25 protein-coding genes are annotated in these 24,406 nt (G+C 38.0%); 16 read left to right on the forward strand and 9 right to left on the reverse strand.

Going from position 1 to position 24,406, the window contains the following annotated elements; genetic code table 11:
* Positions 1–26: 26 nt before the first annotated feature.
* A complete protein-coding gene (gene aspT / locus AC0UMU_RS00735; protein WP_278582689.1) occupies positions 27–1,727 on the reverse strand; it encodes an aspartate-alanine antiporter in 1,701 nt (566 codons plus the stop codon).
* Between the two features lie 226 nt (positions 1,728–1,953).
* Between aspT and AC0UMU_RS00740 the strand changes: the two genes are divergently transcribed.
* The 4 genes from AC0UMU_RS00740 (at position 1,954) to AC0UMU_RS00755 (ending at position 4,958) form a co-directional block, all read left to right on the forward strand.
* Positions 1,954–2,202 carry a hypothetical protein gene (locus AC0UMU_RS00740; RefSeq protein WP_288640181.1) on the forward strand — a complete coding sequence of 83 codons (249 nt, stop codon included), beginning with the start codon at positions 1,954–1,956 and terminating at the stop codon, positions 2,200–2,202.
* Positions 2,203–2,515: 313 nt separating this feature from the next.
* Positions 2,516–3,055 (forward strand): GNAT family N-acetyltransferase, encoded by a 540-nt coding sequence (locus AC0UMU_RS00745; protein ID WP_122337594.1) that lies wholly within the window; start codon positions 2,516–2,518, stop codon positions 3,053–3,055.
* 51 nt (positions 3,056–3,106) lie between these two features.
* Positions 3,107–4,282 (forward strand): MalY/PatB family protein, encoded by a 1,176-nt coding sequence (locus tag AC0UMU_RS00750; RefSeq protein WP_122337582.1) that lies wholly within the window; start codon positions 3,107–3,109, stop codon positions 4,280–4,282.
* A gap of 25 nt (positions 4,283–4,307) precedes the next feature.
* Positions 4,308–4,958, forward strand: a complete 651-nt coding sequence (locus AC0UMU_RS00755) for a response regulator transcription factor (RefSeq protein ID WP_122337581.1) — start codon at positions 4,308–4,310, stop codon at positions 4,956–4,958.
* A gap of 98 nt (positions 4,959–5,056) precedes the next feature.
* On the opposite strand, the gene cysK is transcribed toward AC0UMU_RS00755, so the two are convergent.
* From cysK to AC0UMU_RS00770, 3 genes are all read right to left on the reverse strand, one after another.
* Positions 5,057–6,007 carry a cysteine synthase A gene (gene cysK / locus AC0UMU_RS00760; RefSeq protein WP_278715415.1) on the reverse strand — a complete coding sequence of 317 codons (951 nt, stop codon included), beginning with the start codon at positions 6,005–6,007 and terminating at the stop codon, positions 5,057–5,059.
* A gap of 293 nt (positions 6,008–6,300) precedes the next feature.
* A complete protein-coding gene (locus AC0UMU_RS00765; RefSeq protein WP_195595786.1) occupies positions 6,301–6,909 on the reverse strand; it encodes a response regulator transcription factor in 609 nt (202 codons plus the stop codon).
* Positions 6,899–7,600, reverse strand: a complete 702-nt coding sequence (locus AC0UMU_RS00770) for a hemerythrin domain-containing protein (protein ID WP_195595785.1) — start codon at positions 7,598–7,600, stop codon at positions 6,899–6,901. Before AC0UMU_RS00770 ends, AC0UMU_RS00765 begins: the two co-directional genes overlap by 11 nt.
* Before the next feature lie 222 nt (positions 7,601–7,822).
* Between AC0UMU_RS00770 and AC0UMU_RS00775 the strand changes: the two genes are divergently transcribed.
* From AC0UMU_RS00775 to AC0UMU_RS00795, 5 genes are all read left to right on the forward strand, one after another.
* On the forward strand, positions 7,823–9,118 hold the full coding sequence (locus AC0UMU_RS00775; RefSeq protein WP_270213986.1) for a hypothetical protein: 1,296 nt from the start codon (positions 7,823–7,825) through the stop codon (positions 9,116–9,118).
* Between the two features lie 34 nt (positions 9,119–9,152).
* Positions 9,153–10,298 carry an imelysin family protein gene (locus AC0UMU_RS00780; protein ID WP_031258913.1) on the forward strand — a complete coding sequence of 382 codons (1,146 nt, stop codon included), beginning with the start codon at positions 9,153–9,155 and terminating at the stop codon, positions 10,296–10,298.
* Between the two features lie 100 nt (positions 10,299–10,398).
* On the forward strand, positions 10,399–11,766 hold the full coding sequence (locus AC0UMU_RS00785) for a di-heme oxidoredictase family protein (RefSeq protein WP_278715433.1): 1,368 nt from the start codon (positions 10,399–10,401) through the stop codon (positions 11,764–11,766).
* Between the two features lie 29 nt (positions 11,767–11,795).
* Positions 11,796–13,028: a porin gene (locus AC0UMU_RS00790; protein WP_278715420.1), complete on the forward strand. Its 1,233-nt coding sequence runs from the start codon at positions 11,796–11,798 to the stop codon at positions 13,026–13,028.
* A gap of 11 nt (positions 13,029–13,039) precedes the next feature.
* The gene (locus AC0UMU_RS00795) at positions 13,040–13,717 is read left to right on the forward strand and encodes a hypothetical protein (RefSeq protein WP_278715421.1); all 678 of its coding nucleotides are present in this window, start codon (positions 13,040–13,042) and stop codon (positions 13,715–13,717) included.
* A gap of 58 nt (positions 13,718–13,775) precedes the next feature.
* On the opposite strand, the gene AC0UMU_RS00800 is transcribed toward AC0UMU_RS00795, so the two are convergent.
* The 5 genes from AC0UMU_RS00800 to AC0UMU_RS00820 form a co-directional block, all read right to left on the reverse strand.
* Positions 13,776–14,981: an MFS transporter gene (locus AC0UMU_RS00800; RefSeq protein ID WP_195595782.1), complete on the reverse strand. Its 1,206-nt coding sequence runs from the start codon at positions 14,979–14,981 to the stop codon at positions 13,776–13,778.
* 730 nt (positions 14,982–15,711) lie between these two features.
* Positions 15,712–16,155 (reverse strand): sugar 3,4-ketoisomerase, encoded by a 444-nt coding sequence (locus AC0UMU_RS00805; RefSeq protein ID WP_270738544.1) that lies wholly within the window; start codon positions 16,153–16,155, stop codon positions 15,712–15,714.
* Positions 16,148–16,558 carry a sugar 3,4-ketoisomerase gene (locus tag AC0UMU_RS00810; RefSeq protein WP_270738551.1) on the reverse strand — a complete coding sequence of 137 codons (411 nt, stop codon included), beginning with the start codon at positions 16,556–16,558 and terminating at the stop codon, positions 16,148–16,150. The genes AC0UMU_RS00805 and AC0UMU_RS00810 overlap by 8 nt, the downstream gene beginning before the upstream one ends.
* Positions 16,539–17,435: a glucose-1-phosphate thymidylyltransferase RfbA gene (rfbA, locus tag AC0UMU_RS00815; RefSeq protein ID WP_278715426.1), complete on the reverse strand. Its 897-nt coding sequence runs from the start codon at positions 17,433–17,435 to the stop codon at positions 16,539–16,541. The genes AC0UMU_RS00810 and rfbA overlap by 20 nt, the downstream gene beginning before the upstream one ends.
* Before the next feature lie 5 nt (positions 17,436–17,440).
* Positions 17,441–18,643 carry a dTDP-glucose 4,6-dehydratase gene (locus tag AC0UMU_RS00820; protein ID WP_009316484.1) on the reverse strand — a complete coding sequence of 401 codons (1,203 nt, stop codon included), beginning with the start codon at positions 18,641–18,643 and terminating at the stop codon, positions 17,441–17,443.
* A gap of 259 nt (positions 18,644–18,902) precedes the next feature.
* Between AC0UMU_RS00820 and AC0UMU_RS00825 the strand changes: the two genes are divergently transcribed.
* Genes AC0UMU_RS00825 through rsxA form a run of 7 tightly spaced genes read left to right on the forward strand, consistent with a single transcriptional unit; the run spans position 18,903 to position 24,375 of the window.
* Complete coding sequence (locus tag AC0UMU_RS00825; RefSeq protein WP_009316483.1) at positions 18,903–19,316, forward strand: SoxR reducing system RseC family protein; 414 nt, start codon at positions 18,903–18,905, stop codon at positions 19,314–19,316.
* Positions 19,317–19,350: 34 nt separating this feature from the next.
* A complete protein-coding gene (locus AC0UMU_RS00830; RefSeq protein ID WP_288640187.1) occupies positions 19,351–20,205 on the forward strand; it encodes a Fe-S cluster domain-containing protein in 855 nt (284 codons plus the stop codon).
* Positions 20,206–20,264: 59 nt separating this feature from the next.
* On the forward strand, positions 20,265–21,602 hold the full coding sequence (gene rsxC / locus AC0UMU_RS00835; RefSeq protein ID WP_022390125.1) for an electron transport complex subunit RsxC: 1,338 nt from the start codon (positions 20,265–20,267) through the stop codon (positions 21,600–21,602).
* Positions 21,603–21,623: 21 nt separating this feature from the next.
* A complete protein-coding gene (locus AC0UMU_RS00840) occupies positions 21,624–22,574 on the forward strand; it encodes an RnfABCDGE type electron transport complex subunit D (protein ID WP_009316480.1) in 951 nt (316 codons plus the stop codon).
* Positions 22,567–23,190 (forward strand): RnfABCDGE type electron transport complex subunit G, encoded by a 624-nt coding sequence (locus tag AC0UMU_RS00845; protein WP_022390127.1) that lies wholly within the window; start codon positions 22,567–22,569, stop codon positions 23,188–23,190. The genes AC0UMU_RS00840 and AC0UMU_RS00845 overlap by 8 nt, the downstream gene beginning before the upstream one ends.
* 15 nt (positions 23,191–23,205) lie before the next feature.
* Positions 23,206–23,790, forward strand: coding sequence for an RnfABCDGE type electron transport complex subunit E (locus AC0UMU_RS00850; RefSeq protein ID WP_009316478.1), 585 nt, complete (start codon positions 23,206–23,208; stop codon positions 23,788–23,790).
* A 6-nt stretch (positions 23,791–23,796) separates the two neighbouring features.
* Entirely contained in the window at positions 23,797–24,375 is a 579-nt protein-coding gene (gene rsxA / locus AC0UMU_RS00855; protein ID WP_031258911.1) for an electron transport complex subunit RsxA, read from the forward strand.
* The last annotated feature ends 31 nt before the right edge of the window (positions 24,376–24,406 follow it).

The raw sequence follows: 24,406 nt of genomic DNA on the forward strand, positions 1-24,406 counted from the left end.
TTATCGATATATTCTACATTTATTATTTACGACATCAGCAATACGATAACGACTCCCCAAAGAATCAATAAAGTATTCCCGACGGCATACGTTACCGTATATCCGAGAGCCGGAACTGTACTCTCTATCGACTCCTGTATTGCACCTAATGCCGCTGTCGTAGTACGAGAACCGGCATTACATCCCAAATTAATGGCCGGATGAAACTTAAATATTTTGTCACCGATCCAGATTCCTAATATCAACGGTATGGAAGTGGACAAAATACCCGCAAAGAAAATTATGAATCCCATTTCTTTTATTCCGGATAAAAAAGTAGGTCCGGCAGTAATTCCGATTACTGCAATAAACATATTCAATCCGAGATTATTAAAAATCCATACCGCCGGATCGGGAATACGGCCAAAGGTCGGATGTTTGGTTCTCAGCCATCCGAAAAACAAACCCGATATCAAAGCCCCGCCACTGGTACTTAGACTAATAGGAATACCGCCTAAACGTATAGTCAATGCTCCTACAATACCGCCGATCAATATTCCTAAACCGACAAAAATAAGGTCTGTTTTATTAGTCGGACGATCTACATATCCCAATTTAGGAGAAGCTTGCTTTATATCGTTTGCCATACCGACAATTTCAAGCAGATCCCCTGCTTGCAACTTCGTATTTGCCAAAATAGGTAATTCAACTCCTGTTCTTTTTACTTTCTTAATAATAATGCCATGCATGAACGGCTGCCGGCGTAATTCTCTTATTGTTTTCCCCTTTGCCGTCTTCTGAGTAAGCATGACAAAAATATCTTCAACCGGAAATGTCAACAATTCAGGATCATTTACTTCATCCCCGATCCAACTTTCATCTTCTATAACAGTTTCCCGTCTTCCGCTCAAAACAAGTTCATCGTTTTTATGAATGATTTGATCAGGAGTCGCATCCACTACTTTTCCTGCAGAACGAACTCTTTCTACAAATATTCTCCGTCCCAAAGTCTGCATTTGTTTCTCCACATCGGCAACTGTTCTCTGAGTATCGAACCAATCGCTACAAGCACAATAGGCTCGAAAAACAACCGGACGGTTCGCATCGATCAAAGCCGGATCATCTTCGATAGAACTTTTTCTCATTTGAGCTTCAAGTTCCCGGGTTTTCTGTTTTACTTTTTCCAACCCGCCCAGCATTTTAGGTCCTAATGTCCCCAAAATATAAGCAGAACCGATTGTTCCGTAAATATAGGTCACAGCATAACAAACAGGAATAATATTCAACCAAGCTTGTTTTTCTGACTCTGAAACACCCAATGTCCCGATCGTATCAGTTCCGACTCCGATTACGGCAGAGATTGTCTGAGCTCCAGCGAACAGTCCAATGGTTTCTCCAGGGTTATAACCCAGTATCTTGGCAATAATAACCGTCACGCCTAAACAGAGAATACAAAGTACACAAGCGAATATAACTTGCGGGATGCCATCGCTTTTCAATGACTGAAAAAACTGAGGACCGACACTGTAACCAATAGAGAAAAGAAATAATAAAAAGAAAACCGATTTTACAGGTCCTGGTATAGGAATATCCATTTGTCCTACTACCACACCTACTAAGAGCACAGAAGTTACCGTCCCCAGAGAAAAAGATTTATATTTCAATTGTCCCAACCAGAACCCAATGCCGATTGTAAGAAATATAGCCATCTCCGGATAGGTACGAAAAAAATGTAAGATTGTCTCCATATCACAGATTATTTAATAAATAATTTTCTTTTCACTCTCAGATAACAAGCATAACCGATATTTTGTTGACTACTTCCAAAAGACAGATATCCAATAAATCTCCAAAAAACAACTGTACGACATAAACGAAGTAAATCAGAAAGTTCTATAAATTACTTTAACCGAATCAACATTTTTAAGCTTCGTATTGTATTTATATCAATTAATTTCTAAATAGTAAACAAATATGGAAAAACTAGAACAAAAAGTCTATGCAATAAAAGAACAGGCTAAAGACGCCGCAAATGTGGCTACAGCTAAAACAAAAAAATCTGCTGATAAAGTCAAAGAAAAAGCGCAGGAAAAGACTCAAGAATTAAAAGAAAAAGCACAACATGCAGCACATACAGTAAAAGAGAAAGCAACACTCGCTGCTGACACTGTCAAAGAAAAAGTTCGACAAGGAATCGACACTATTCATGAAAAAAGTAAATAAAAACCGACTCTAAGAGCCTATCTAAATTTTACTATGGTCGGTTTTGAAAATTTCTTTTGAAGATGTTTTTTATTTTTAAATGATAACAAACTATCTGTCGAATGAAAATGAAAAAACAAACCGAAAGAAAATATTAAAATGGTCTGACAGATTTTCTACATTAGCAAATTTAAACCGGTTCTTAAATCTGCCTAAATAAAGGGTATGTCTAAATTGAAATAACACTATTTCTGACATACTCCTTATTTTTTGGAAAAGAAGCTTCTCTGTTTTTCAAATAAAACGTAAGTTTGTAAATTATCGGATATTAATTATGAAACTATACATAGAAACAGAGAGGCTCTTATTACGAGAATGGACTCCAAATGATTTACCGACTTTTATTAAAATGAATCAAGATCCGGAGGTAATGGAGTTTTTTCCTAAAATATTAGACAGTAAAGAATCTATTGATTTTTATCAACGTATCTGCAAAGAGTTTGATAAAGTAAAATACGGATTGTTTGCCGTAGAAAGGAAATCGGATCATAAATTCATCGGATATACAGGATTGCATAAAGCCGATTTCCCTGCAAATTTTACCCCATGTATCGAAATCGGATGGAGACTTATAAAAGATGTATGGAATCAAGGTTATGCAACAGAAGCTGCCAAAGCATGCCTTCAATATGGATTTATTAATTTAAATATTAAAGAGATATACTCTTTCACTGCTGCTATCAATAAACGATCTGAACGTGTCATGCAAAAAATCGGATTACAAAAAATCGGAGAATTCGATCATCCGAATATAATTTCCGAGAATCGTCTATGCAGACACGTTCTGTACAAAAGTTCTTTTTCAGAAAAATAAGTCTCTGCATAATAAAAACAATAATACTCTATATTAAAAACCGCCCCTATTATGAAATATAATTTCGATACAATAATAGACAGAAATAACACTGATGCTATAAAACAAGAAGCATTGCTTACCCGATGGGGAAGAAATGATCTTATTCCGCTTTGGGTAGCCGATATGGACTTAGCGACACCTCCATTTATTATGGAGGTACTACAAAAACGATGTCAACACCCTATTTTAGGCTATACAAGCAAGCCCGATTCTTATTATTCGGCAATTATCAATTGGCTGAAAAAACGGTATAATTGGAGTATAGAACGCAAATCGATTTCTTATACTCCGGGTATCGTACCCGGACTTGCTTTCGCAATAAAATGTTTTACTTCACCGAAAGATAAAATATTGGTGATGCCTCCTGTTTATCACCCGTTCTTTTTAGTTACGGAAAATGAAAACCGTAAGGTCGTATTTTGTCCGTTAATCTTAAAAGACGGACAATACCAAATCGATTTCGAACAATTTGAAAAACAGATAAAAGGCTGTAAAGTTTTTATTCTTTGTAACCCACACAATCCTGGCGGACGAGTGTGGAATATGAAAGAACTGAAACGGATCGCTTCTATTTGTGCCCAAAACAATGTACTGGTCTTTTCGGACGAAATCCATGCAGATCTTACCTTCCCGCCATATCAACATATACCTTTTGCTACAGTATCAAAAGAAGCCGCAGATAATTCGCTGGTTTTCATGTCGCCCAGTAAAGCATTCAATATGGCAGGACTCGCCAGTTCATTTTGCATAATAAAAAACGAGTTCCTTCGAGAAAAGTTCAAAAAATTCACAGAAGGAAGCGATCTTACCGAAGGGCATGTATTTGCATTCAGGAGCGTAGAAGCGGCCTACACCTACGGAGAAGAGTGGTTATCGCAAGTATTGGAATACCTTCAAAAGAATATAATTTATACCGCACATTATTTAAAAGAAAAAATGCCCCGTATAAAGGCTATAATTCCACAAGCCTCTTTTTTAATTTTTTTAGATTGCAGAGAGCTTTGCTTGTCACAAAAAGATCTGGTCGAATTTTTTGTCGATAAAGCTCATCTCGCTCTGAATGACGGAAGCATGTTCGGAAAAGAAGGAGAAGGTTTTATGCGTATGAATATCGCATGTCCACAAGCTACTCTTGACCGTGCTTTAAATCAACTTGAAAAGGCTTATCACGAAAAATTCGAATAGACCAAATGCTCATTATTAAACCTGCATGTCTCAAAAATATTATATACTTGCCGATAACCAGGCTATTACACGAGCCGGATTAAATTTCATAATACGAGAATTACATCTGTCAGAACATATTGTACATATATATTCAAAACAGGAACTGCCCAATTTGCTTAAAAAAAATTCTCAAGCTATAATCATCTTAGATTATACACTTTTCGATTTTTCAAGAATCGAGGAGTTGATAAACTTACACGAACGATTTCCCTCTGTCCGATGGATCTTATTCTCGGAAGAACTTACTACCGAATTTATCCGTAATATTTATTCTGATAAGGCATTCAGCATCTTATTCAAAAATTCTTCATTTCAAGAAATTTCTGATGCTTTAAAATATACGATTTCCGATAAACAATATTTGTGTGCCCAATCAAAAAATCAACTGCAAAATAATACAGAACAAGGAATCACCGAACAATCTTTATTAACTACTACGGAAATAGAAATACTAAAACTGGTAGCACAAGGAAAATCCGTTAAAGAAATCGCGGCAATCCGCATATCAAGCGTACATACCATTATTACTCACAAAAAGAATATATTCCGAAAACTGAACGTTAACAATATACATGAAGCAACCCGGTATGCCTTTCGTGCCGGAATAATCGACATAGCAGAATACTGCATATAAAAAAAATAAGGCTGTCATGAAGACAGCCTTAGAATCATTTTAAGTTTCTCAATAAAAATTCTCAAATCAGACCCGTGCAGGCCTCTGTTATTTACCTTTTAATCCAAAGGATATTCTTCAAAAGCATAAAGGACTGTGGACAAATAACGTTCACCGGTATCAGGAAGTAATGCAACGATAGTTTTTCCGGCATTCTCCGGAAGCTTCGCCAATTCAGATGCAGCATAAACTGCTGCTCCGGAAGATATTCCGACTAAAAGTCCTTCTTTTTTTGCCAATTCTCTACTGGTACGTATAGCATCATCATTCTGTACAGGAATAATTTGATCAACAACTTCCCCTTTATAAGTTCGGGGAATAAATCCTGCTCCTATACCCTGTATTTTATGAGGTCCGGGTTCTCCTCCAGATAAGACAGGAGAATCCGCAGGCTCTACTGCAACAATTTTTATCGCAGGATTATGCTTCTTCAATGTTTCTCCGACACCGCTTATTGTTCCTCCAGTACCTACTCCAGCCACGAATATATCGATTTTACCATCAGTATCCCTCCAAATTTCTTCTCCAGTAGTTCTTCGATGAACAGCCGGATTAGCAGGATTCTCAAATTGTTGCAGAATAATCGATCCGGGAATTTCATTCTTTAAAGATTCGGCTTTGGTAATAGCCCCCTTCATTCCTTCTGCTCCGGGAGTCAGTACAAGTTGAGCCCCCAATGCCTTGAGCAAATTTCTACGTTCAACACTCATAGTATCGGGCATTGTGAGAATTAGGTTATATCCTTTAGAAGAAGATACAAAAGCCAATCCGACTCCGGTATTTCCACTGGTCGGTTCTATAATCGTAGCACCCGGTTTTAAGACTCCGCGTGTCTCCGCATCTTCAATCATTGCCAAAGCAATACGATCTTTCACACTACCTGCGGGATTAAAATATTCCAGCTTACCTACTACTTTCGCCTGCAAATTCTTGCTTGCATTAAAATTAGAAAACTCCAATAATGGTGTATTCCCGACCAATTCGGTCAAATTTTTAGCTATTCTTGCCATATCATTCTCCATTTAACAATATCGTATCATATTTGACAAAGATAGGCTTTAAGAAAAACTCATCCTATACCACATTCATGGTATTTTATCTTTCTCATTCATAAAACACTGAATAAGAAACGATTTAGTCACAATAAAATCAACGACATGTCTCAGTTCTAAAAAAACAATTTTTCAATAAGATAACCCTCTAAGGTCTTTTTTTACATTTTCACTCATCAGATAATACCCCACTACTCTTCCTCAAAAAATAGAAACATTTCCCAATTAAACGGATTTTCATGAAAAATTGTTTACTTCTTCACATCATCAAGCTCAACCAACTTATTTACTATGGCATAAATCGTCAGTCCTGCAGGAGAATGTATCTGTAATTTACGTACAATATTACGACGATGAGTAATAACGGTATGGATAGACAAACACAATTTCGAAGCAATTTCCTTATTAGTCATTCCTTTAACGACACAAACCACGATCTCTTTTTCCCGATAACTAAGTGATTCAGATTCTTCTTCAACATCCTCATTCCCAAATCTTTTTTGTAACCGAAGTATCTTTCCGGTTATCGTATCCATATCATCAAATATAGAAATAACCTCATCATATTTATTCAAAAGAGTCGTATCCAACAAAGCACCTTGTAACGCAATACATTTGATATGAGATGTACGAGGATTTTCTCTAAATCGGTTCAAATCGAAATACCCGTCAAATACGGGATTGACAATAAGTATATCCGGCGTATGCATCCGTATGAACTCTTGTAAAGCATCTGTACTCAACACCTCCATCGGCTGTATTTTCAAATTCGGAACACGCCTAAGTACCGCAGTCATACCATTCCGGATAATTACAGAATTTTCAGCAATAACAATTCTTATCGCTTCATTACTTTTCATTTTCCTCGAATTTTTTTTCAAGTTGAGCAACAGCCGGAACAAACAACAAATCTTCCAAATTACAATGTGATGCCAAATCTTGTTCACAAGAATAAATATCGAACAAGACGGAGTTCAAACTATTATTACTTTTTTCTGCCGGATAATATTTAATAATTATATTTTTCAATTCGGTAAGTTTCGTCTGTATCTGATTATGCTTTCGGGCAAATACCAATATATTATAATCAGAATTCTTCTTTCCCTCTAATAAAGACAAAACATATCCAAAAACCATATTGTCTTCATATTCCATATGCCGGCGTACTTCGTTAACATATTCATCATAAAATTTCAAAATCAGAATAGCTACACCATCTTGAGAACAATCTATCGCTTCAATCAATTTACGACGAATCGCCGGCAGACAAAAATCAAGGAAATAAGAATGAGAATTTTTCAGATACTCCATTAATGCTTGGATAGAAAAATCTGCCCCTCCGACAACAAATTGTCCGGTATCCATAAAATTGACGACTGCCAAAAACGTTTTATAATCTACATTACAAGCATCGCAAACTTCTTTTACATTTTTATCCCCGAACCCTAACGGCAAACCGAAACGGCTCATCACCATCAATAGAGTATAGTTTTCACAAATAAGATCACTCATCTTATCCGTCGCTTTATATTTGGGTATGTTGTCACTCATATTCTTTCTTTTATATGTTTAAGTACAGGCGCAAAATAACAGATTATTAGCTAAAAATACAATCCCCATTTATAGGTATTTCGACAAAGTTTTTTCAGTATAAATAATGACAGACAAGAATCCCGATTTATAATGAGAATAAACAAAATAATACTTATTTTTAGGTATTGTCAACACTTTACAACACTTATACCTTTGTCTCCTGCATAAACATCAAAAAAAATGAAAAGATTTACTACTTTAACATTCCTTATTCTACTTTTATTTTATGTCAGGGACATACAAGCCCGAAATTTTCAAAACAACGATACTACAAAAGTAAAAAATCATGAAGAATATAAAAAATTCAGAGTCGGTAGTTACGGAGAAATGCTTTTCCAACATATGGATTATGGCCCATATCGTTTCGGGAACGGCGGAGCGGGCTCTCCGAGCGACAAACGATCTTCTATATCGCTTCCCCGTTTTGTGTTAGCTTTCGATTACAAATTTACTCCGTCCATTATTTTATCCGCTGAAATAGAATTCGAATACGGAGGTACGGGTGCAAGTATAGAACATGAATACACTGAAGGAGGTGAATACGAAGCTGAAATAGAAAAAGGTGGAGAAGTTGCATTGGAACAATTCCACATTACTAAAATATTTCATCCGGCATTTGCCGTACGAGCAGGACACATGATCGTACCTATAGGATTGACAAATGCACATCACGAACCGATATTCTTTTTCGGTGCTACACGACCGGAAGGCGAAACACAGATAATCCCGTCTACTTGGCATGAAACCGGGATCGCCATTTTGGGAAAGGCCGGAGATTTCGACTATCAAGCAATGGTCATCAGCGGATTAGATCCCAACGGATTCGATGCTGCTAATTGGATTAAAAACGGAAAACAAAACAAATTTGAAATACCGAATATGACCAATCCGGCATATGCAGCACGGGTAGATTATTCGGGTGTTAAAAATACGAGATTCGGCATATCGGCATATTATACTCCAAGCACAGCTAAAAACTCAACTAAACCGAGCCGAATGGAAGGGATAAAAGGTGCAATCACCATTTTATCTGCTGATGCGCAATATTACAGCCGCGATATTATTGCACGAGCAAACGTTATATACGGAAATCTGACCGAAAGCGACCTTATTTACAAAGAAAATTTAAGAAATCCCACAGCATTGGGATATTCAGAAACCCCTATTGCAAAAGATGTTTTGACATACGGCGCAGAGGCAGGATACAACATCGGTGCATTTTTTAACCACAAATTCAATTTATTTCCATTTGTACGTTACGAATATTATAATTCGATGCACAAGACAGCAAGCAGCATTTCTGCCGACCCTCGCTACAAAGTGGATCTTATTACTGCAGGCTTAAACTATTATATACTCCCCAATCTCGTTGCCAAAGCAGACTATACACGCAGATGGATCGGAGGAGGACATTTCAATAATGAAAGTACTATATCATTAGGATTAGCTTATATCGGTTGGTTCTTTTCTAAATAACAAAATAAATTAATAAATAATCTACAAAACACGTATGAAAAAGAAAAATTGGTTAGTAATGAGCTTATTCATAAGCTCTATGGCATTTGCCGTATCATCATGTAGCGACGATAATAACAATGATAACACTGTGGATGATTCGGCTATGGATCCGGTAAAAACCGCCCTTATCAATGATTATATCGATCTTACCGTACTGCCTACTTATGATGATATGAAAGCTAAAGTATGGGATCTGATGGACGCTGTAACCGTTATGTTCGAAAGCGAAACAGCAACACAAGATCAGCTCAATGCGGTTTGTGCGGCATGGAGAAATGCCCGTGAACCATGGGAATTGAGCGAGGGATTTCTATATGGTCCGGCAGCTAATTACAGCATAGACCCATCTTTAGACTCATGGCCTCTTGACCAAGTAAATATAGAGGCGTTGTTAAATAGTAGCCAAAACATAGCAGAACAAACTTTCGCACAAGATAATTCAGGGTTTCATACACTTGAATATCTTATTTTCTTAAACGGAAATCCCCGAGATATTTCATCCATTTCTTCCCGCCAAAAAGAGTACATCTATTATGTAACAAAAAAATTATTGGATGATACCGTACGTCTTTGGGCAGAATGGCACGGTGAAAAAGCAATAAGCGATCAACGCGATGCAGAGTTGATTGAAAATGATGAAATCACAATTGCCGGAGGAGAAGATGGGTTTGCCGAATTATTGAGAAATCCGAACATGTATCAAAAATATAAAACTCAAAATCAAGTACTTGAAGAAATAATCGATAACGGATTGTGTAACATAGCGAATGAAGTAGGAACACAAAAAATCGGAAATCCCTATCGCGAACAAGATGTATATGCCGTAGAATCATGGTATAGTTTCAATTCTTTGGACGATTATGAAAATAACATAATCAGTATTGAGAATTCTTATTTGGGAGGACCGGCGGCAACCCGAAAATCAGAAACCAGCATGTCGGCTTATGTAGCGTCAAAAAATAGTGACTTGGATGCGGAAATAACCAAAGCGATTTCTGATGCAAGAAAAGCGATTCGGGACATTCCAGCACCCTTCCGCGATCAAGTTACAAAAGGAAAAGTTGCAACAATAGATACAGCAATGGATAAATTAGCCGAATTGAATAAATCACTTGAAAAAATTAAAAGTGTTCTTTAAAAATATTTTTTGAATTCTTAAAATGACAAAATACAGATTTTTTAAAAATTTGTTCTCGTTTCCCCTGATACTCAGCATTGCCCGGACTATTGTCCCGGCAATGCTTCTCTATAGTTGTAGCGAAGCTCTTGATGACACGGTAATACTGAAGCCGAACGGATCTGTAGCCAGTTATAAAGAACTATCCGCCGGAACTTCTACAATATTCTCATCCTCCAGCCGTGCATACGACACCGAAGCTAACTGGGTAACAGGCGATCTGGAAACAATGTTCACCAATGGAGATATGTTATATGATGACCCCAGGGTTAGCGGGAACGATCCTTCTACAGGAGGATTAGGACCAGTATATGGAGGCTATTCTTGCGGAAGCTGCCATAATAATGCAGGAAGAACCTCATCAACTTTGTTTACTCATGGAGGTTCAGGAAACGGCTTTTCCTCCATATTAATCTACATAACACGTAAAAACGGCGGTTATTTTCGCCAATACGGGCGCGTACTGCATGATCAAAGCATTGTGGGTAGCCAAGCTGAAGGAAAACTTTCTGTAACATATACAACAGAAAAGTTCAAATTTCCGGACGGAGAAGAATATGAACTACAAACACCGCATTATCGAGTTACCGAATGGTATGCCGATAGTATTCGTCCCGAAGACCTATATATAAGTCCTCGTATTCCGTTGCGTCATGTAGGGATGGGACAAATGATGGCACTCAGCCAAACGGAACTCATAAAAATTGCAGCTCAAAGCAATTATCCGGAATACGGAATCAGCGGAAAACTAAATTATGTAACGGAAAAAGGGGTACGGAAAATCGGAGTATCCGGAAATAAAGCCAACCATTTGGACTTGACGGTAGAACTCGGTTTTTCTTCGGATCTAGGTGTCACAAACGACCGTTATCCTGAAGAAGTTTGCGAAGGCCAAAGCCAATCGCCTCACGGATTACAGGGGATACAAATAAGTACGAAAGATATGGAATATGTCGATTTCTATCTGCACGCTTTAGGTGTACCTGCCCGAAGATATGTCAATAACGCCGAAGTAAAAAAAGGTGAAGAAAACTTCTATAAAGCGAAATGCGATTTGTGCCATATGCCCACTTTACACACCCGTGCAGATGCGCCTTTATTACTTAACGGTACTCGACTGCCTTGGCTTTGCAATCAGGTTATACACCCATATTCAGATTATCTTCTACACGATATGGGGCCCGAATTAGACGACCACCTTTCGGCAGGTCTGGCAACCGGAGCTGAATGGCGGACAACGCCATTATGGGGTATAGGCTTGCAAGAGGTGGTTAACGGACATACAGAATTCTTACATGACGGACGTGCACGCAACTTAAAAGAGGCGATCATGTGGCACGGAGGTGAAGGTGCCGTGTCGCGCGAACTGTTCAAAAGGATGAGCAAGGAAGACCGGGACGCACTGATTCTTTTTATCGAAAGTTTATAAAACATTCATTTTATTACGATCTACAAATTATGAAATATATCTATTCAAAACTAAGTATAGCTCTGCTGTTATTTTCTTTCTTAATAATTCCGGTAACAGCTCAAAATAATGATGATAACGACATCGATAACGGGGTAATCTCTTCGGCAGGAAGGCAAGGATTCAGCTTTCAAACAAAAAACAAAAAATTTCTATTTAAACCGTACGCTCTCATACAAATAGCCGGAAAATTTAATTATTATGATGATGAAGGTTTAAATCTTGCAGATCAGGATAAAGTCGCAAATTCGGGGTTTGCCATACCAAATGCGATCATAGGTTTTTCAGGTAGGGCATTTGGCAGACTGACATTCAACTTTGCCCTAAACGCATCCCAAAGCGGAGGAGCATTGTTACAACAAGCTTGGTTCGATGTAAAAATGAAAGAGGCTTTGCAATTACGTGCAGGGAAATTTAAAACGCCTTATAATCAGGCTTACTTAGTTACTTTAGGAGAAACACTTTTCCCGGTATTACCGTCATCGCTAACCACAGGAGTCAATCTCGACAAATCATTAAATGCCGTAAAGCCCAATATTGCAACAGGCTTCGACTTAGGAATAGAATTACACGGACTCATCAAACAAAAATGGGGATATCAGGTCGGCGTATTTAATGGGACAGGAATAGACGTAAACACTGCAACCAAAACGACAAGCGATGATCATAAAGGTATCCCGTCTCTTTTATATGCCGCACGTTTTGCATATATGCCGTTCGGTCCGATGCCGACCTATCAAGGAAATCCGGACGATCTGCACAACAACAAACTTTTATTTGCCATTTCGGGAAATTATAATGTAGAAGCCGAAGACGAAAGTAGCGATGATTTACGTGCCGGATTTGAATTCGCATGGTTAAAAAACCGATTTTATATATCGGGCGAGGCTTATATGTTGCGTATGAATTTCACTAAACGGATGCAATCTGCAGCCGATTTTACGGCTTGGGGAGCTTATATACAAGGGGGATATTTTGTCACGAGCAAACTACAAACAGCTTTACGATACGACTTTTTTGACAGAAACGGAACGGATAAAGACGGAAGCTTGAACATGCCTGCCGTGGGTCTCAACTATTTCTTTTCTCGGTGTAATCTAAAATTGCAAGCAATGTACCAATACATAGGTCGTTGGGGACATGAAACTCAACTCGACAGAGACATGGACGATAACGGAATGGCAATGCACAGCGCCACAGTAATGTTGCAATATACTTTTTAAAAATTCCAAAAATGAAATATTCTTTTATTATAATAGCAGGATTACTTGCATTTTCAGCTTGTGACAGTGGAGACATATATCCCAAGGAAGAAGAGTACAGCGGACGCAATGTAAATGTAACTCTCCATTTCTCCGGTGTTAATGCATGGCCCGAAGAATATGAACTGAAACTCACATCTTTCGGTGATAACGAGGATACTCCGCTAACTACCCTACTGCTGGAAAAAAACGATGAAGGCTCAGGTACTTACCTGATGCACAATGTGCCATTCGAAGCCAAGAATATTGCCGTATCGATCATGAATAACAGAAAATGGGTATGTAATCTCAATGAACAACAATTATCCGGTAGTGAAACAAATATATCCCTATCTGATATGAATGTAAACCTTGTACAATATAACCGCATCCAGGAACAGGTATTTAACCAATGTACTGCCTGTCATGGCGGTGCCGGAGGTTTGTATCTTACGGAAGATAAAAGTTACGATGCCTTGGTAAATAAAGCTTCTTCAACCCATCCGGATAAAATGTTAGTCGAACCGGGACTTCCAAACAGCAGTTTTATCATTACGGTACTGACAGACGCTCAAGCTACCAAAACAAACCATACGACCTTATCTTCTTTAAAAAATGACGATATAACTTTACTGAAAGAATGGATTAAAGCCGGAGCTAAAAAAGAATAATTCGCTCGGAGATGTATCTTAATGGATTATTCAAATATAATTACCCAAAGATACATCTCTATTTTTTTATCTTACGTATATCCGGTAAAAACCAAGCAATCAATCCCAATAAAGGCATATAAGCACACAATTGATATACATACTCTATTCCGAACTTATCTGCCAAACCTCCTAAAACAGCCGAAGCAATTCCAGCAATACCAAAAGCCAAACCAAAAAAAAGCCCCGAAATCAGGCCGAGTTTAGATGGTAATAATTCTTGAGCATAAACCAATATGGCAGAAAAAGCCGAAGAAAGAATCAATCCGATAAGGATACTTAAAATACAAGTCCATAAAAGATTTGCATGAGGCATAATCAAACTGAAAGGTGCTGCTCCTAAAATAGAAGCCCAGATTACATATTTCCGGCCTACTTTATCTCCAACCGGCCCTCCCAACAAAATGCCAAGTGCCGAAGCGAACAGAAAAGCAAACAGAAAGAATTGCGAATCACGAACAGTTACATCGAATTTCTCTATTAGAAAAAATGTATAGTAGCTGGTTATACTTGCTAAATAAACATATTTGGAGAAAATCAAAATCAACAAAACCGACAACGAAAATATCGTCTTTTTACGAGATAACGGTGACATAACCTCAGTTTTCATTCCATCCTTATTTAACCGTAAAGCCTTCAGTTTTCTTTTGTACCACCGGCAAATAGGTATCATTACAATTATGGCACATAAAGCCAATAGGGCAAAAAACACGATATTACGCTGTCCATAAGGCGCTATACACAACGCAGCAAGTAACGGGCCTAATGAACTTCCCATATTCCCACCGACCTGAAAAACCGATTGGGCAAGTCCTCGCTTCCCACCGGAAGCTAAAGAAGTAAGACGAGACGCCTCCGGATGCAGTATAGAAGATCCTATACCCACCAAAAACACAGAGAATAAAACCTGATGCAAAGTTCCCGAAAAAGCTAAAACAACAAGTCCGATGAGAGTAAAACTCATCCCGATCGGCAAAAACCACGGATTAGGCTTTTTATCCAGATAAAACCCGACTAACGGTTGAAATACCGAAGCCGAGATCTGGTAAACCAATGTTATGAATCCGATCTGGACAAAACTCAAAGCCATACTCTCTTTCAACAAAGGATATACAGCTGTAATTACAGACTGTAATGTATCATTTAATAAATGAGAAAGGCCCAATGCCAATAACACTCGAAAAGCTGTACTCTCAGCAGCTTTCGGGAAAGATTGCTCTTGCATAACTTCTAATTTTGGGAGCACAAAATTAGTAAAAAAAGAGGTTCAAAGAACTTTAATACAAAAAGTTCTTGAATCTCACACCTCTTTACTCTATTAAATTATTCCAACAACGACTGCAAATATTATTTTATTCAATTCAAAATCATCCCTGAAGGAGATAAAATAATAAGATTATCTGTATATAAATTTGAATTTTTTATGTACATTTAGATCGAATGTTGAAATCAATATACTATTTCTTGCAATAACGAAACATTGTAAAAGTTAGATTGTAATGGTATTTGCAAATCTCCAATAGCATGATTATGAAAAAGCGAGTTATAAGTATCGTCGGTCTTGTGATAATTGTGATCTTAATATCGTATGGTCTAACGATTTTCGAAATTAAGTCAAAAATTATATGGGGGTTACTATTTGTTGCCTTGACTTATCTTATTTGTGCAATGACCAACAAATTCCTTAAACCGAATACAATTTTATATGCATTATTAACAGGTATCGTTGTTACACATATCCCATGGTGGATAAGTCTTCATATCAACTATAATATAAACTTCGACTCACTAATTCGAAATTTTTTTGAAGGGACAAAAATGTCCTATTCCATTGCAGGGGCAATATCGGGATACTTGTTGTATAAACTCTCAAAGCTATTTCGACAAAAATAGTATTAGCCCAGACTAATACCATAAAAACTACAATTAAAAAAGGAAGTTAAAAGACGCCCACTTTAGACATTACTCAACGGAATCTCTTTCTCTTTTAAGAAATCGGAATATTCTCGAATATAATCATTTTCATCATACAATTCGGAAGCTAATACCAAAGAAACCGCTCCCGAAGAAAAATTGTTCAACTCACGCCAAATTCCGGGACGTACCAATAATCCGTAATAAGGACGATTCAACGATACAATACGACGTTCTCTCCCATCATCCAAAATGACATCAAAGCTTCCACTGGCAGCAACGATCAACTGGTATAAAACACGATGGGCATGTCCTCCTCGTTCTTCTCCTCCGGGAACATCATATAAATAATAAACACGACGAATATCGAACGGTACGGTTATGCAGTCTTCTACCACTGTTATATTTCCATTGGGGCGAGAATGTTTGTCCAGTTCTATCACCTGACAATCACCGACTCTACTCATTACAAATATATTATCCATGCTCAAGACATTTTAAATATAGATCATAATCCTCAATATAATCTTCGGGATCATACAATGTAGAAGATAATACCAAGGCTAACGAATTGGTGGAAAAATTTTCCAATCTGCGCCAAATCATATTAGGAACATACACCCCATAATAAGAACGGTTCAAAGGATATACCTTTTCTTGCCGTCCATCATTCAGAATTACATCGAAACTACCGGACAAAGCCACAATGAACTCTTGCTGTTCTATAAAAGCATGCCCGTCTCGCTTCTCACCACCGGGAACATCATACACCCAATAAGATCGTTTTATAGGGAAAGGAATATGCCGAAATTCTTCTATGAAAGAAAGATTTCCGCGCGCATCTACAATTTTAGGCAAATCGACTATTTTAACGGCCTCCAACCCCATCGGCTTCATCTTTAATAAGATTAATCATATATTGCCCGTACTGATTCTTCAACATAGGTTTCGCTTGTTGCAACACAGATTCTTTCGAGATCCATCCTTTTCTGTATGCAATCTCCTCCAGACAAGCGACTTTCAGTCCCTGACGATGTTCGATTGTTTCTATAAAAGCCGACGCTTCGAACAGCGAATCATGTGTTCCCGTATCGAGCCAGGCAAACCCTCGTCCCATTAACTGGACTTTCAATTCTCCAGTTTCCAAAAAAGCTTGATTTACCGAAGTTATTTCAAGTTCCCCACGTGCAGAAGGTTTTATCGATTTAGCTATATCTACAACCTTATTCGGGTAAAAATAAAGTCCTACAACTGCATAATTAGATTTCGGTTTTTCGGGTTTCTCTTCAATAGAAGTCACATTTCCTTCTGGATCAAAAGCCGCAACTCCATATCGTTCAGGATCACTGACTCTGTACCCGAATACCGTAGCATATCCGTTCCCGACATTTTCAACAGCAGCACGCAACATCGCAGAAAAACTCTGTCCGTAAAAAATATTATCACCTAACACCAAGCAGACCGAATCATTACCTATAAATTCTTCTCCGATAATAAATGCCTGTGCCAAACCGTCTGGAGTCGGTTGTTCGGCATATTCAAAATGAACGCCAAACTGAGATCCATCCCCTAACAAACGTTCGAATCCGGGTAAATCGAAAGGAGTAGAAATAATCAAAATATCTCGAATACCGGCTAACATCAATACCGAAACAGGATAATATATCATCGGTTTATCATATACCGGCAATAACTGTTTTGAAACACCCTTCGTAATTGGATACAAACGAGTCCCAGAGCCTCCGGCCAAAACAATCCCTTTCATTTTTTTTAATTTTTATGTCCGTACATTTGTTCATAATACTTTTGATAGTCTCCACTGGCTACTTCCTCAACCCAATCCTGATTCTCAAGATACCAACGGATTGTCTTCTCAATCCCCTCTGTAAATGGAGTTTCAGGATACCAACCTAACTCTTTCGCTGTTTTCGAAGGGTCTATCGCATAACGCATATCATGCCCCAAACGGTCTCCCACATAAATAATCAGATCATAATTTATATTCGAAATATCGGTTCTAAGAACTTTTTGATAATGGGGTTCTTCCTTCATTAAACGCACGACAGTATCGATAATCAGCTTTACGATATTGATATTTTGTTCTTCATTAAATCCTCCTATATTATACACCTCTCCTACTCTTCCCGAATTCAATACCATATCAATTGCCTTAGCATGATCTTCGACATATAACCAATCGCGAACATTCTCACCTTTACCATATACCGGCAGCTTTTTACCTTCAAGAATATTTTTAATAATCAAAGGTATCAATTTTTCCGGAAAATGATACGGACCGTAATTGTTCGAACAACGAGTAATATTTACAGGAAATTTATATGTTTCATGATATGCTCTAACAATCAAATCGGCACCTGTCTTTGAAGATGAATATGGAGAACGCGGATCTAAAGGTGTATCTTCCGTAAAAAAATACTTACCGTAAGTATGTATTGCCGAACGTCCTTTCACAACAGACTTTACTGCTTCATCTTTAATAACCAAAGGCTGAGGATCTACAAAATCTTTATTTAATGATCCATATACCTCATCAGTAGATACCTGCAAATACTTTTTACCTTCGCGATAAATCGGATAACCATCTGCATCTTTACCTGTCATCCATGCTTTTTTAGCACATTCCAACAAATTTTGAGTTCCCAAAATATTCGTCTGTAAAAATAACTGAGGGTTTGTAATACTTCTGTCTACATGAGACTCGGCAGCAAAATTGACAACATAATCGATATCATTTTCCGCAAAAATATAAGAAACCAATTCTTCATTGCCGATATCTCCTTTTACAAATTTTACACGAGGATCTTTCAATTCGGTCTTTATCGTCCCTAAATTACCGGCATAAGTCAACTTATCTAAAATAACAATATGAATATCTTCATATTTTTTAAGCATGTACTTTACAAAATTTGCACCAATAAACCCGGCTGCTCCCGTTACCAAGTATGTTTTCATAAATCATTTATTAAAATAAAACGTTGCAAGATACGAATATTTTTTCATGGAATACCGTAAATTTAAACTTAAATCGGATTCTTTTTTTTATAACCTGATAAAAAATTCAGACTGGCTTTTAATATAATATAGATATAAGCTAAAATTATTTTCTCAAATAAAAATCGTCATTTTTTACACATTTATTGTACGAATATAAGATACAAAGAAATAAAAATTTCCTATATTTGCCCCATAATTGCAATGTCGAGATAGCAAAATGGATAATACTATAAAACACGAAGGTATCGTAGAACGAATTGAAAACGGTATTGCTTATGTAAAAATCATACAACATTCCGCATGTTCAGGATGTCATGTCAAAGCAGCTTGTACGATAGCAGATCAACAAGAAAAAATTATTGAAACGGTTTGTTCGGGATGCAATATAAAAATAGGGGAGCGTGTTTTTATAGTCGGAAACGAAACAATGAGCCGAAAGGCTTTAAAACTGGCAATCATATATCCGTTTTTTTGTCTTTTCGGCATACTTTGCATTGCATACGCTTTTTCTGTAAATGAATTGCTATCCGGTATTTTATCCATTATAGCTCTAATACCCTATTACACAGTTCTATATTTTCGTAAAAGCAAACTAAGAAAAGATTTCATATTCACATTGGAGAAAGAATAAACAGAACGACTTAAACTTTAAATAGAACAAACACATGAATTTAGTATTAATTGCGACTTTTTCACTTGGAGCAATCGGGGCAATAAGTGCTGTTATCCTGTATTTTGTCGCACAAAAATTTAAGGTGTACGAAGATTCTCGAAACGGACAAGTAGAAGAGGTGCTTCCGGGAGCTAACTGCGGAGGATGCGGATACCCCGGATGTAAAGGTTTCGCTGATGCTTGCGTCAAAGCTGAGTCATTGGACGAACTTCTATGCCCCGTAGGGGGTACTCCCGTTATGGCCAAAGTTGCTGCAATTTTAGGTAAAGAAGTAATCGAAAGTACTCCCAAAGTCGCTGTAATCCGTTGTAACGGCACTTGTAACAACAGAGTGAAAACGAATATTTATGATGGGGCTAAAAGTTGTGCTATCGAAGCTGCTCTTTATGGAGGCGACACCGGATGTTCTTTCGGATGCTTGGGAAACGGAGATTGTGTAAAAGCCTGCGCTTTTGGGGCTATACATATGAACCCTGAAACCGGGCTACCCGAAATCGATGACGAAAAATGTACAGGATGCGGTGCATGTGTAAAAGCGTGCCCTAAAATGATTATCGAACTGAGGAAAAAAGGGCCTAAATCACGCCGTATATTTGTCAGTTGCATGAACAAAGACAAAGGTGGTATAGCACGAAAAGCCTGTACTGCCGCATGTATAGGCTGCGGGAAATGTGCTAAAGAATGCCCATTCGACGCGATTACTGTAGAAAATAATCTCGCATATATAGATGATAACAAATGCCGTTTATGCCGTAAATGCGAAACCGTATGTCCTACCGGGGCAATTCATACAATAAACTTTCCTCTCCGAAAACCGGCAGAAACTACGGTAACTGCCGAAACATAAACCTGAAAATAACCATTACGAACTATCAAATCAGAATCCAATTATAAACATAATTATATATGTTAAAATCATTTCGGATAGGTGGAATACATCCACCGGAAAATAAATTATCTGCCGGAAAAAACATACAAACGGCAGCTCTTCCCAAACAAGCTGTAATTCTTTTAGGACAACATATAGGAGCTCCGGCTCAAGTTGTCGTAAACAAAGGTGATTCGGTAAAAGTGGGAACGTTATTGGCAAAAGCCGGAGGTTTTGTTTCCGCTAATATTCACTCTTCTGTTTCCGGAACAGTAGCAAAAATAGATCAGATTACCGATACGTCAGGTTACAAACGCCCGGCAATATTTATTGATGTTGAAGGTGATGAATGGGAAGAAAGTATCGACCGTAGCAAAGTTCTGAAAAAAGAGTGTACTCTTAGCGAAAAAGAAATAATACAACGAATCAGTGATTGCGGTATCGTAGGACTTGGAGGAGCAACATTTCCTACTCAAGTAAAACTGTCTCCGCCTCCGGGGATGAAAGCATCGATACTGATTATAAATGCCGTAGAATGTGAACCTTATCTCACTTCAGATCATCAATTGATGATGGAAAAAACCGAAGAGATTCTCGTCGGAATCATGATATTGAAAAAAGCGGTTGGAGTAGAACATGCGGTAATCGGAATAGAAAATAATAAAAAAGACGCTATATCCAAGATGCAAAGTCTGGTGTCTTCATATTCCGGAATTACAATTTGTCCACTAAAAGTAAGATACCCGCAAGGAGGTGAAAAACAACTGATTGATGCTATTATCCGCCGTCAAGTTCCAAGTGGCGGATTGCCTATCTCTACCGGAGCTGTAGTACAAAACGTAGGAACGGCATTTGCAGTATATGAAGCGATACAAAAGAATAAACCGCTATTCGAACGTATAGTAACCGTAACAGGGAAATCGTTAAAATCTCCGTCTAATTTTCTAGTACGAATAGGAACTCCTATCGGACAACTGATCGATGCTGCCGGAGGATTGCCTGACGATACCGAAAAAATCGTATCCGGAGGTCCTATGATGGGGAAAGCGGTAGTATCGACAGATATACCGACAACAAAAGGCTGTTCCGGTATTCTCCTGATTCAAAATCGAGAAGCCGAAAGAAAAGAAATGTATCCATGTATTCGATGCGCAAAATGTGTAGCTGTATGCCCGATGGGACTCGAACCTAATCTTTTAGCGAAATTATCGGACTTTTCCGATTGGGAAAAATCGGAAAAAGAACATGTCATGGATTGCATCGAATGCGGTTCATGTAGCTACACATGTCCGGCACACCGTCCCTTACTCGATTTTATTCGTTTAGGCAAAAGTAAAGTCGGAAATATTATCCGTAACCGGGTTGTCAAAAAATAACAAAAAGAAATTCTTTAATTTATGGATAAAAAATTTATAATATCACCTTCACCGCATATTCATAGCGGAAATTCTGTAGAAGGATGTATGTACGGCGTTCTGATTGCTTTGATCCCGGCATTTCTTGTAGCACTCTATTTTTTCGGGTTAGGAGCATTGATCGTAACTGTTACATCGGTATTGGCATGTGTCTTATTCGAATACCTGATTCAAAAATACATTTTAAAAGGAAAAGTAACTATTTCTAACGGATCAGCAATTCTTACCGGGGTCTTATTAGCATTCAATGTCCCCTCAAACCTTCCGGTATGGATCATTATCATAGGAGCATTAGTCGCTATCGGGATCGGGAAAATGTCGTTCGGAGGATTGGGAAACAATATTTTCAATCCGGCATTAGTAGGGAGGGTATTTCTATTGATTTCTTTTCCCGTACAAATGACAACATGGCCAAAACCGGAAGCATTCAACTCACATTATCTGGATGCGACAACAGGTGCGACACCTCTTAGTATGTTAAAACAAGGTATGCCGATAGAAAACACAACTTTAGATTTATTACTCGGAAACGTCGGAGGTAGTCTCGGTGAAATCGGGGCAATCGCCCTACTTTTAGGTTTTGCCTATATGTTATGGAAAAAAATCATTACATGGCACATTCCGGTGTCGATATTGGCAACCGTCGCAATTTTCTCTCTTTTAATAGGCATAGATCCTCTAACCCAACTTCTTACCGGAGGGCTGTTGTTAGGATCGATATTCATGGCTACCGATTATGTTACATCACCGATGTCTCACAAAGGAATGATTATTTATGGCGTTGCCATCGGTCTCTTGACAATCATTATCCGCCAATGGGCTGCCTATCCTGAAGGAATGTCGTTCGCTATATTGATTATGAACGCTTTCACACCGTTAATTAATATGTATGTCAAACCTAAACGTTTCGGGGAGGTCGTAAAACATGGCTAAAACAGAATCTACATTTTTAAATATGCTTGTCGTCTTGACGGTCACCACTCTAATTGTCGGAGCAGCATTGGGATATGTGTACAACATCACCAAAAAACCTATTGCCGAAGCAGAACAGAAACAGCAAATAGAAGCCATACAAATGGTAGCTCCGGAATTTGACAATTCACCGATCAAGGATAAATATTCACTGAAAATCGGAGCAGACAGTTTGGAAGTTACCATTTTCCCGGCAAAAAAAGGAGGACAAAAAGTCGGTGCGGCAGTAGAAGCAATCACAAAAAAGGGTTTTGGAGGAGAAATAAAAATCATGGTAGGATTTAATGCAGACGGTTCAATACGTAATTATAGAGTTTTGAAACATGCAGAGACTCCGGGATTAGGTTCTAAAATGGATGAGTGGTTTCGAACAGACAAAAACAATCAAAATATTTTAGGTAAGAACCCGGCAACCGACCGTCTGACAGTAAGTAAAGATGGCGGAAGTGTAGATGCCATTACGGCTGCAACCATTAGTTCAAGAGCATTTCTGGATGCCATACAAACAGCTTATAATGCTTATATGAACCGTACCGATGCTCAAAGCGGTGCATCATATAAAGCACATAACAAATAAACAGGAGATGATATTATGAATAAAATGAGCATCATACTAAACGGAATCATTAAAGAGAATCCGACATTTGTTCTATTATTGGGGATGTGTCCTACTTTGGGAACGACCTCATCTGCAGAAAATGGCATGGGGATGGGACTGGCGACAGCATTTGTTCTGATTTGTTCGAACGTAGCTATATCATTAGTAAAAAACTTTATTCCCGATAAAATCCGTATTCCGGCATTTATTGTGATAATCGCAGCTTTCGTTACTATTTTAGAAATGTGCATGAAAGCTTATGTACCGGCACTATACGCAAGTCTAGGATTATTTATTCCTCTAATTGTAGTAAACTGCATCGTATTAGGTCGCGCTGAATCATTTGCGGCAAAACACAACGCATTCGATTCGATGCTCGACGGTGTAGGTATCGGTTTGGGATTTACCGGAGCACTGACTCTTTTAGGTGCTGTACGGGAGTTTTTAGGTACAGGAAAAATATTCAGCGTTACAATCTTCCCCGAACAATACGGAGCTTTAGTCTTCGTTCTTGCTCCGGGAGCTTTCATCGTGCTGGGATATCTCATTCTCATTGTTAACAAACTTAAAACCAAATAAGAGATGATTACCTATATATCTATATTCATTACCGCCATATTCGTCAATAATATCGTATTGGCTCAATTTTTAGGGATCTGCCCTTTTTTGGGGGTTTCTAAAAAGGTCAGTACTGCAATCGGAATGGGGGCTGCCGTAACATTTGTAATGACAATTGCAACAATCGTCACATACTTGTTGCAAAAATATCTGCTGGATGCTGCCGGGCTGCAATTTATGCAAACCATAATTTTTATTTTAGTAATAGCGGCATTGGTACAAATGGTAGAAATCATTCTGAAAAAAGTATCACCTCCACTCTATCAGGCATTAGGAGTCTTTCTTCCTTTGATTACTACCAACTGTGCTATTCTGGGAGTTGCTATTTTGGTAATACAAAAAGATTATAATCTGATGGAATCTGTCGTATTTGCCATTTCGACAGCTATCGGCTTTACATTAGCAATGGTTTTATTCGCCGGCATTCGGGAACAATTGAGTACGACTAAAGTTCCTAAAGCCATGCAAGGAATTCCTATCGCTTTAGTAGTCGCAGGGCTTTTAGCTATGGCTTTCATGGGATTTTCGGGTATAAAAATCGGATAAATACTTGTTATTAGAAAAACGGAATCGCCGA

The organism is Coprobacter fastidiosus (genome assembly GCF_982245605.1).

What these genes read in the sequence shown, in the direction of transcription:
- aspT (WP_278582689.1), bottom strand. Translation starts at nt 1,727, where the DNA reads ATGGAGACAATCTTACATTTTTTTCGTACCTATCCGGAGATGGCTATA.
- AC0UMU_RS00740 (WP_288640181.1), top strand. Translation starts at nt 1,954, where the DNA reads ATGGAAAAACTAGAACAAAAAGTCTATGCAATAAAAGAACAGGCTAAA.
- AC0UMU_RS00745 (WP_122337594.1), top strand. Translation starts at nt 2,516, where the DNA reads ATGAAACTATACATAGAAACAGAGAGGCTCTTATTACGAGAATGGACT.
- AC0UMU_RS00750 (WP_122337582.1), top strand. Translation starts at nt 3,107, where the DNA reads ATGAAATATAATTTCGATACAATAATAGACAGAAATAACACTGATGCT.
- AC0UMU_RS00755 (WP_122337581.1), top strand. Translation starts at nt 4,308, where the DNA reads ATGTCTCAAAAATATTATATACTTGCCGATAACCAGGCTATTACACGA.
- cysK (WP_278715415.1), bottom strand. Translation starts at nt 6,007, where the DNA reads ATGGCAAGAATAGCTAAAAATTTGACCGAATTGGTCGGGAATACACCA.
- AC0UMU_RS00765 (WP_195595786.1), bottom strand. Translation starts at nt 6,909, where the DNA reads ATGAAAAGTAATGAAGCGATAAGAATTGTTATTGCTGAAAATTCTGTA.
- AC0UMU_RS00770 (WP_195595785.1), bottom strand. Translation starts at nt 7,600, where the DNA reads ATGAGTGACAACATACCCAAATATAAAGCGACGGATAAGATGAGTGAT.
- AC0UMU_RS00775 (WP_270213986.1), top strand. Translation starts at nt 7,823, where the DNA reads ATGAAAAGATTTACTACTTTAACATTCCTTATTCTACTTTTATTTTAT.
- AC0UMU_RS00780 (WP_031258913.1), top strand. Translation starts at nt 9,153, where the DNA reads ATGAAAAAGAAAAATTGGTTAGTAATGAGCTTATTCATAAGCTCTATG.
- AC0UMU_RS00785 (WP_278715433.1), top strand. Translation starts at nt 10,399, where the DNA reads ATGCTTCTCTATAGTTGTAGCGAAGCTCTTGATGACACGGTAATACTG.
- AC0UMU_RS00790 (WP_278715420.1), top strand. Translation starts at nt 11,796, where the DNA reads ATGAAATATATCTATTCAAAACTAAGTATAGCTCTGCTGTTATTTTCT.
- AC0UMU_RS00795 (WP_278715421.1), top strand. Translation starts at nt 13,040, where the DNA reads ATGAAATATTCTTTTATTATAATAGCAGGATTACTTGCATTTTCAGCT.
- AC0UMU_RS00800 (WP_195595782.1), bottom strand. Translation starts at nt 14,981, where the DNA reads ATGCAAGAGCAATCTTTCCCGAAAGCTGCTGAGAGTACAGCTTTTCGA.
- AC0UMU_RS00805 (WP_270738544.1), bottom strand. Translation starts at nt 16,155, where the DNA reads ATGGATAATATATTTGTAATGAGTAGAGTCGGTGATTGTCAGGTGATA.
- AC0UMU_RS00810 (WP_270738551.1), bottom strand. Translation starts at nt 16,558, where the DNA reads ATGGGGTTGGAGGCCGTTAAAATAGTCGATTTGCCTAAAATTGTAGAT.
- rfbA (WP_278715426.1), bottom strand. Translation starts at nt 17,435, where the DNA reads ATGAAAGGGATTGTTTTGGCCGGAGGCTCTGGGACTCGTTTGTATCCA.
- AC0UMU_RS00820 (WP_009316484.1), bottom strand. Translation starts at nt 18,643, where the DNA reads ATGAAAACATACTTGGTAACGGGAGCAGCCGGGTTTATTGGTGCAAAT.
- AC0UMU_RS00825 (WP_009316483.1), top strand. Translation starts at nt 18,903, where the DNA reads ATGGATAATACTATAAAACACGAAGGTATCGTAGAACGAATTGAAAAC.
- AC0UMU_RS00830 (WP_288640187.1), top strand. Translation starts at nt 19,351, where the DNA reads ATGAATTTAGTATTAATTGCGACTTTTTCACTTGGAGCAATCGGGGCA.
- rsxC (WP_022390125.1), top strand. Translation starts at nt 20,265, where the DNA reads ATGTTAAAATCATTTCGGATAGGTGGAATACATCCACCGGAAAATAAA.
- AC0UMU_RS00840 (WP_009316480.1), top strand. Translation starts at nt 21,624, where the DNA reads ATGGATAAAAAATTTATAATATCACCTTCACCGCATATTCATAGCGGA.
- AC0UMU_RS00845 (WP_022390127.1), top strand. Translation starts at nt 22,567, where the DNA reads ATGGCTAAAACAGAATCTACATTTTTAAATATGCTTGTCGTCTTGACG.
- AC0UMU_RS00850 (WP_009316478.1), top strand. Translation starts at nt 23,206, where the DNA reads ATGAATAAAATGAGCATCATACTAAACGGAATCATTAAAGAGAATCCG.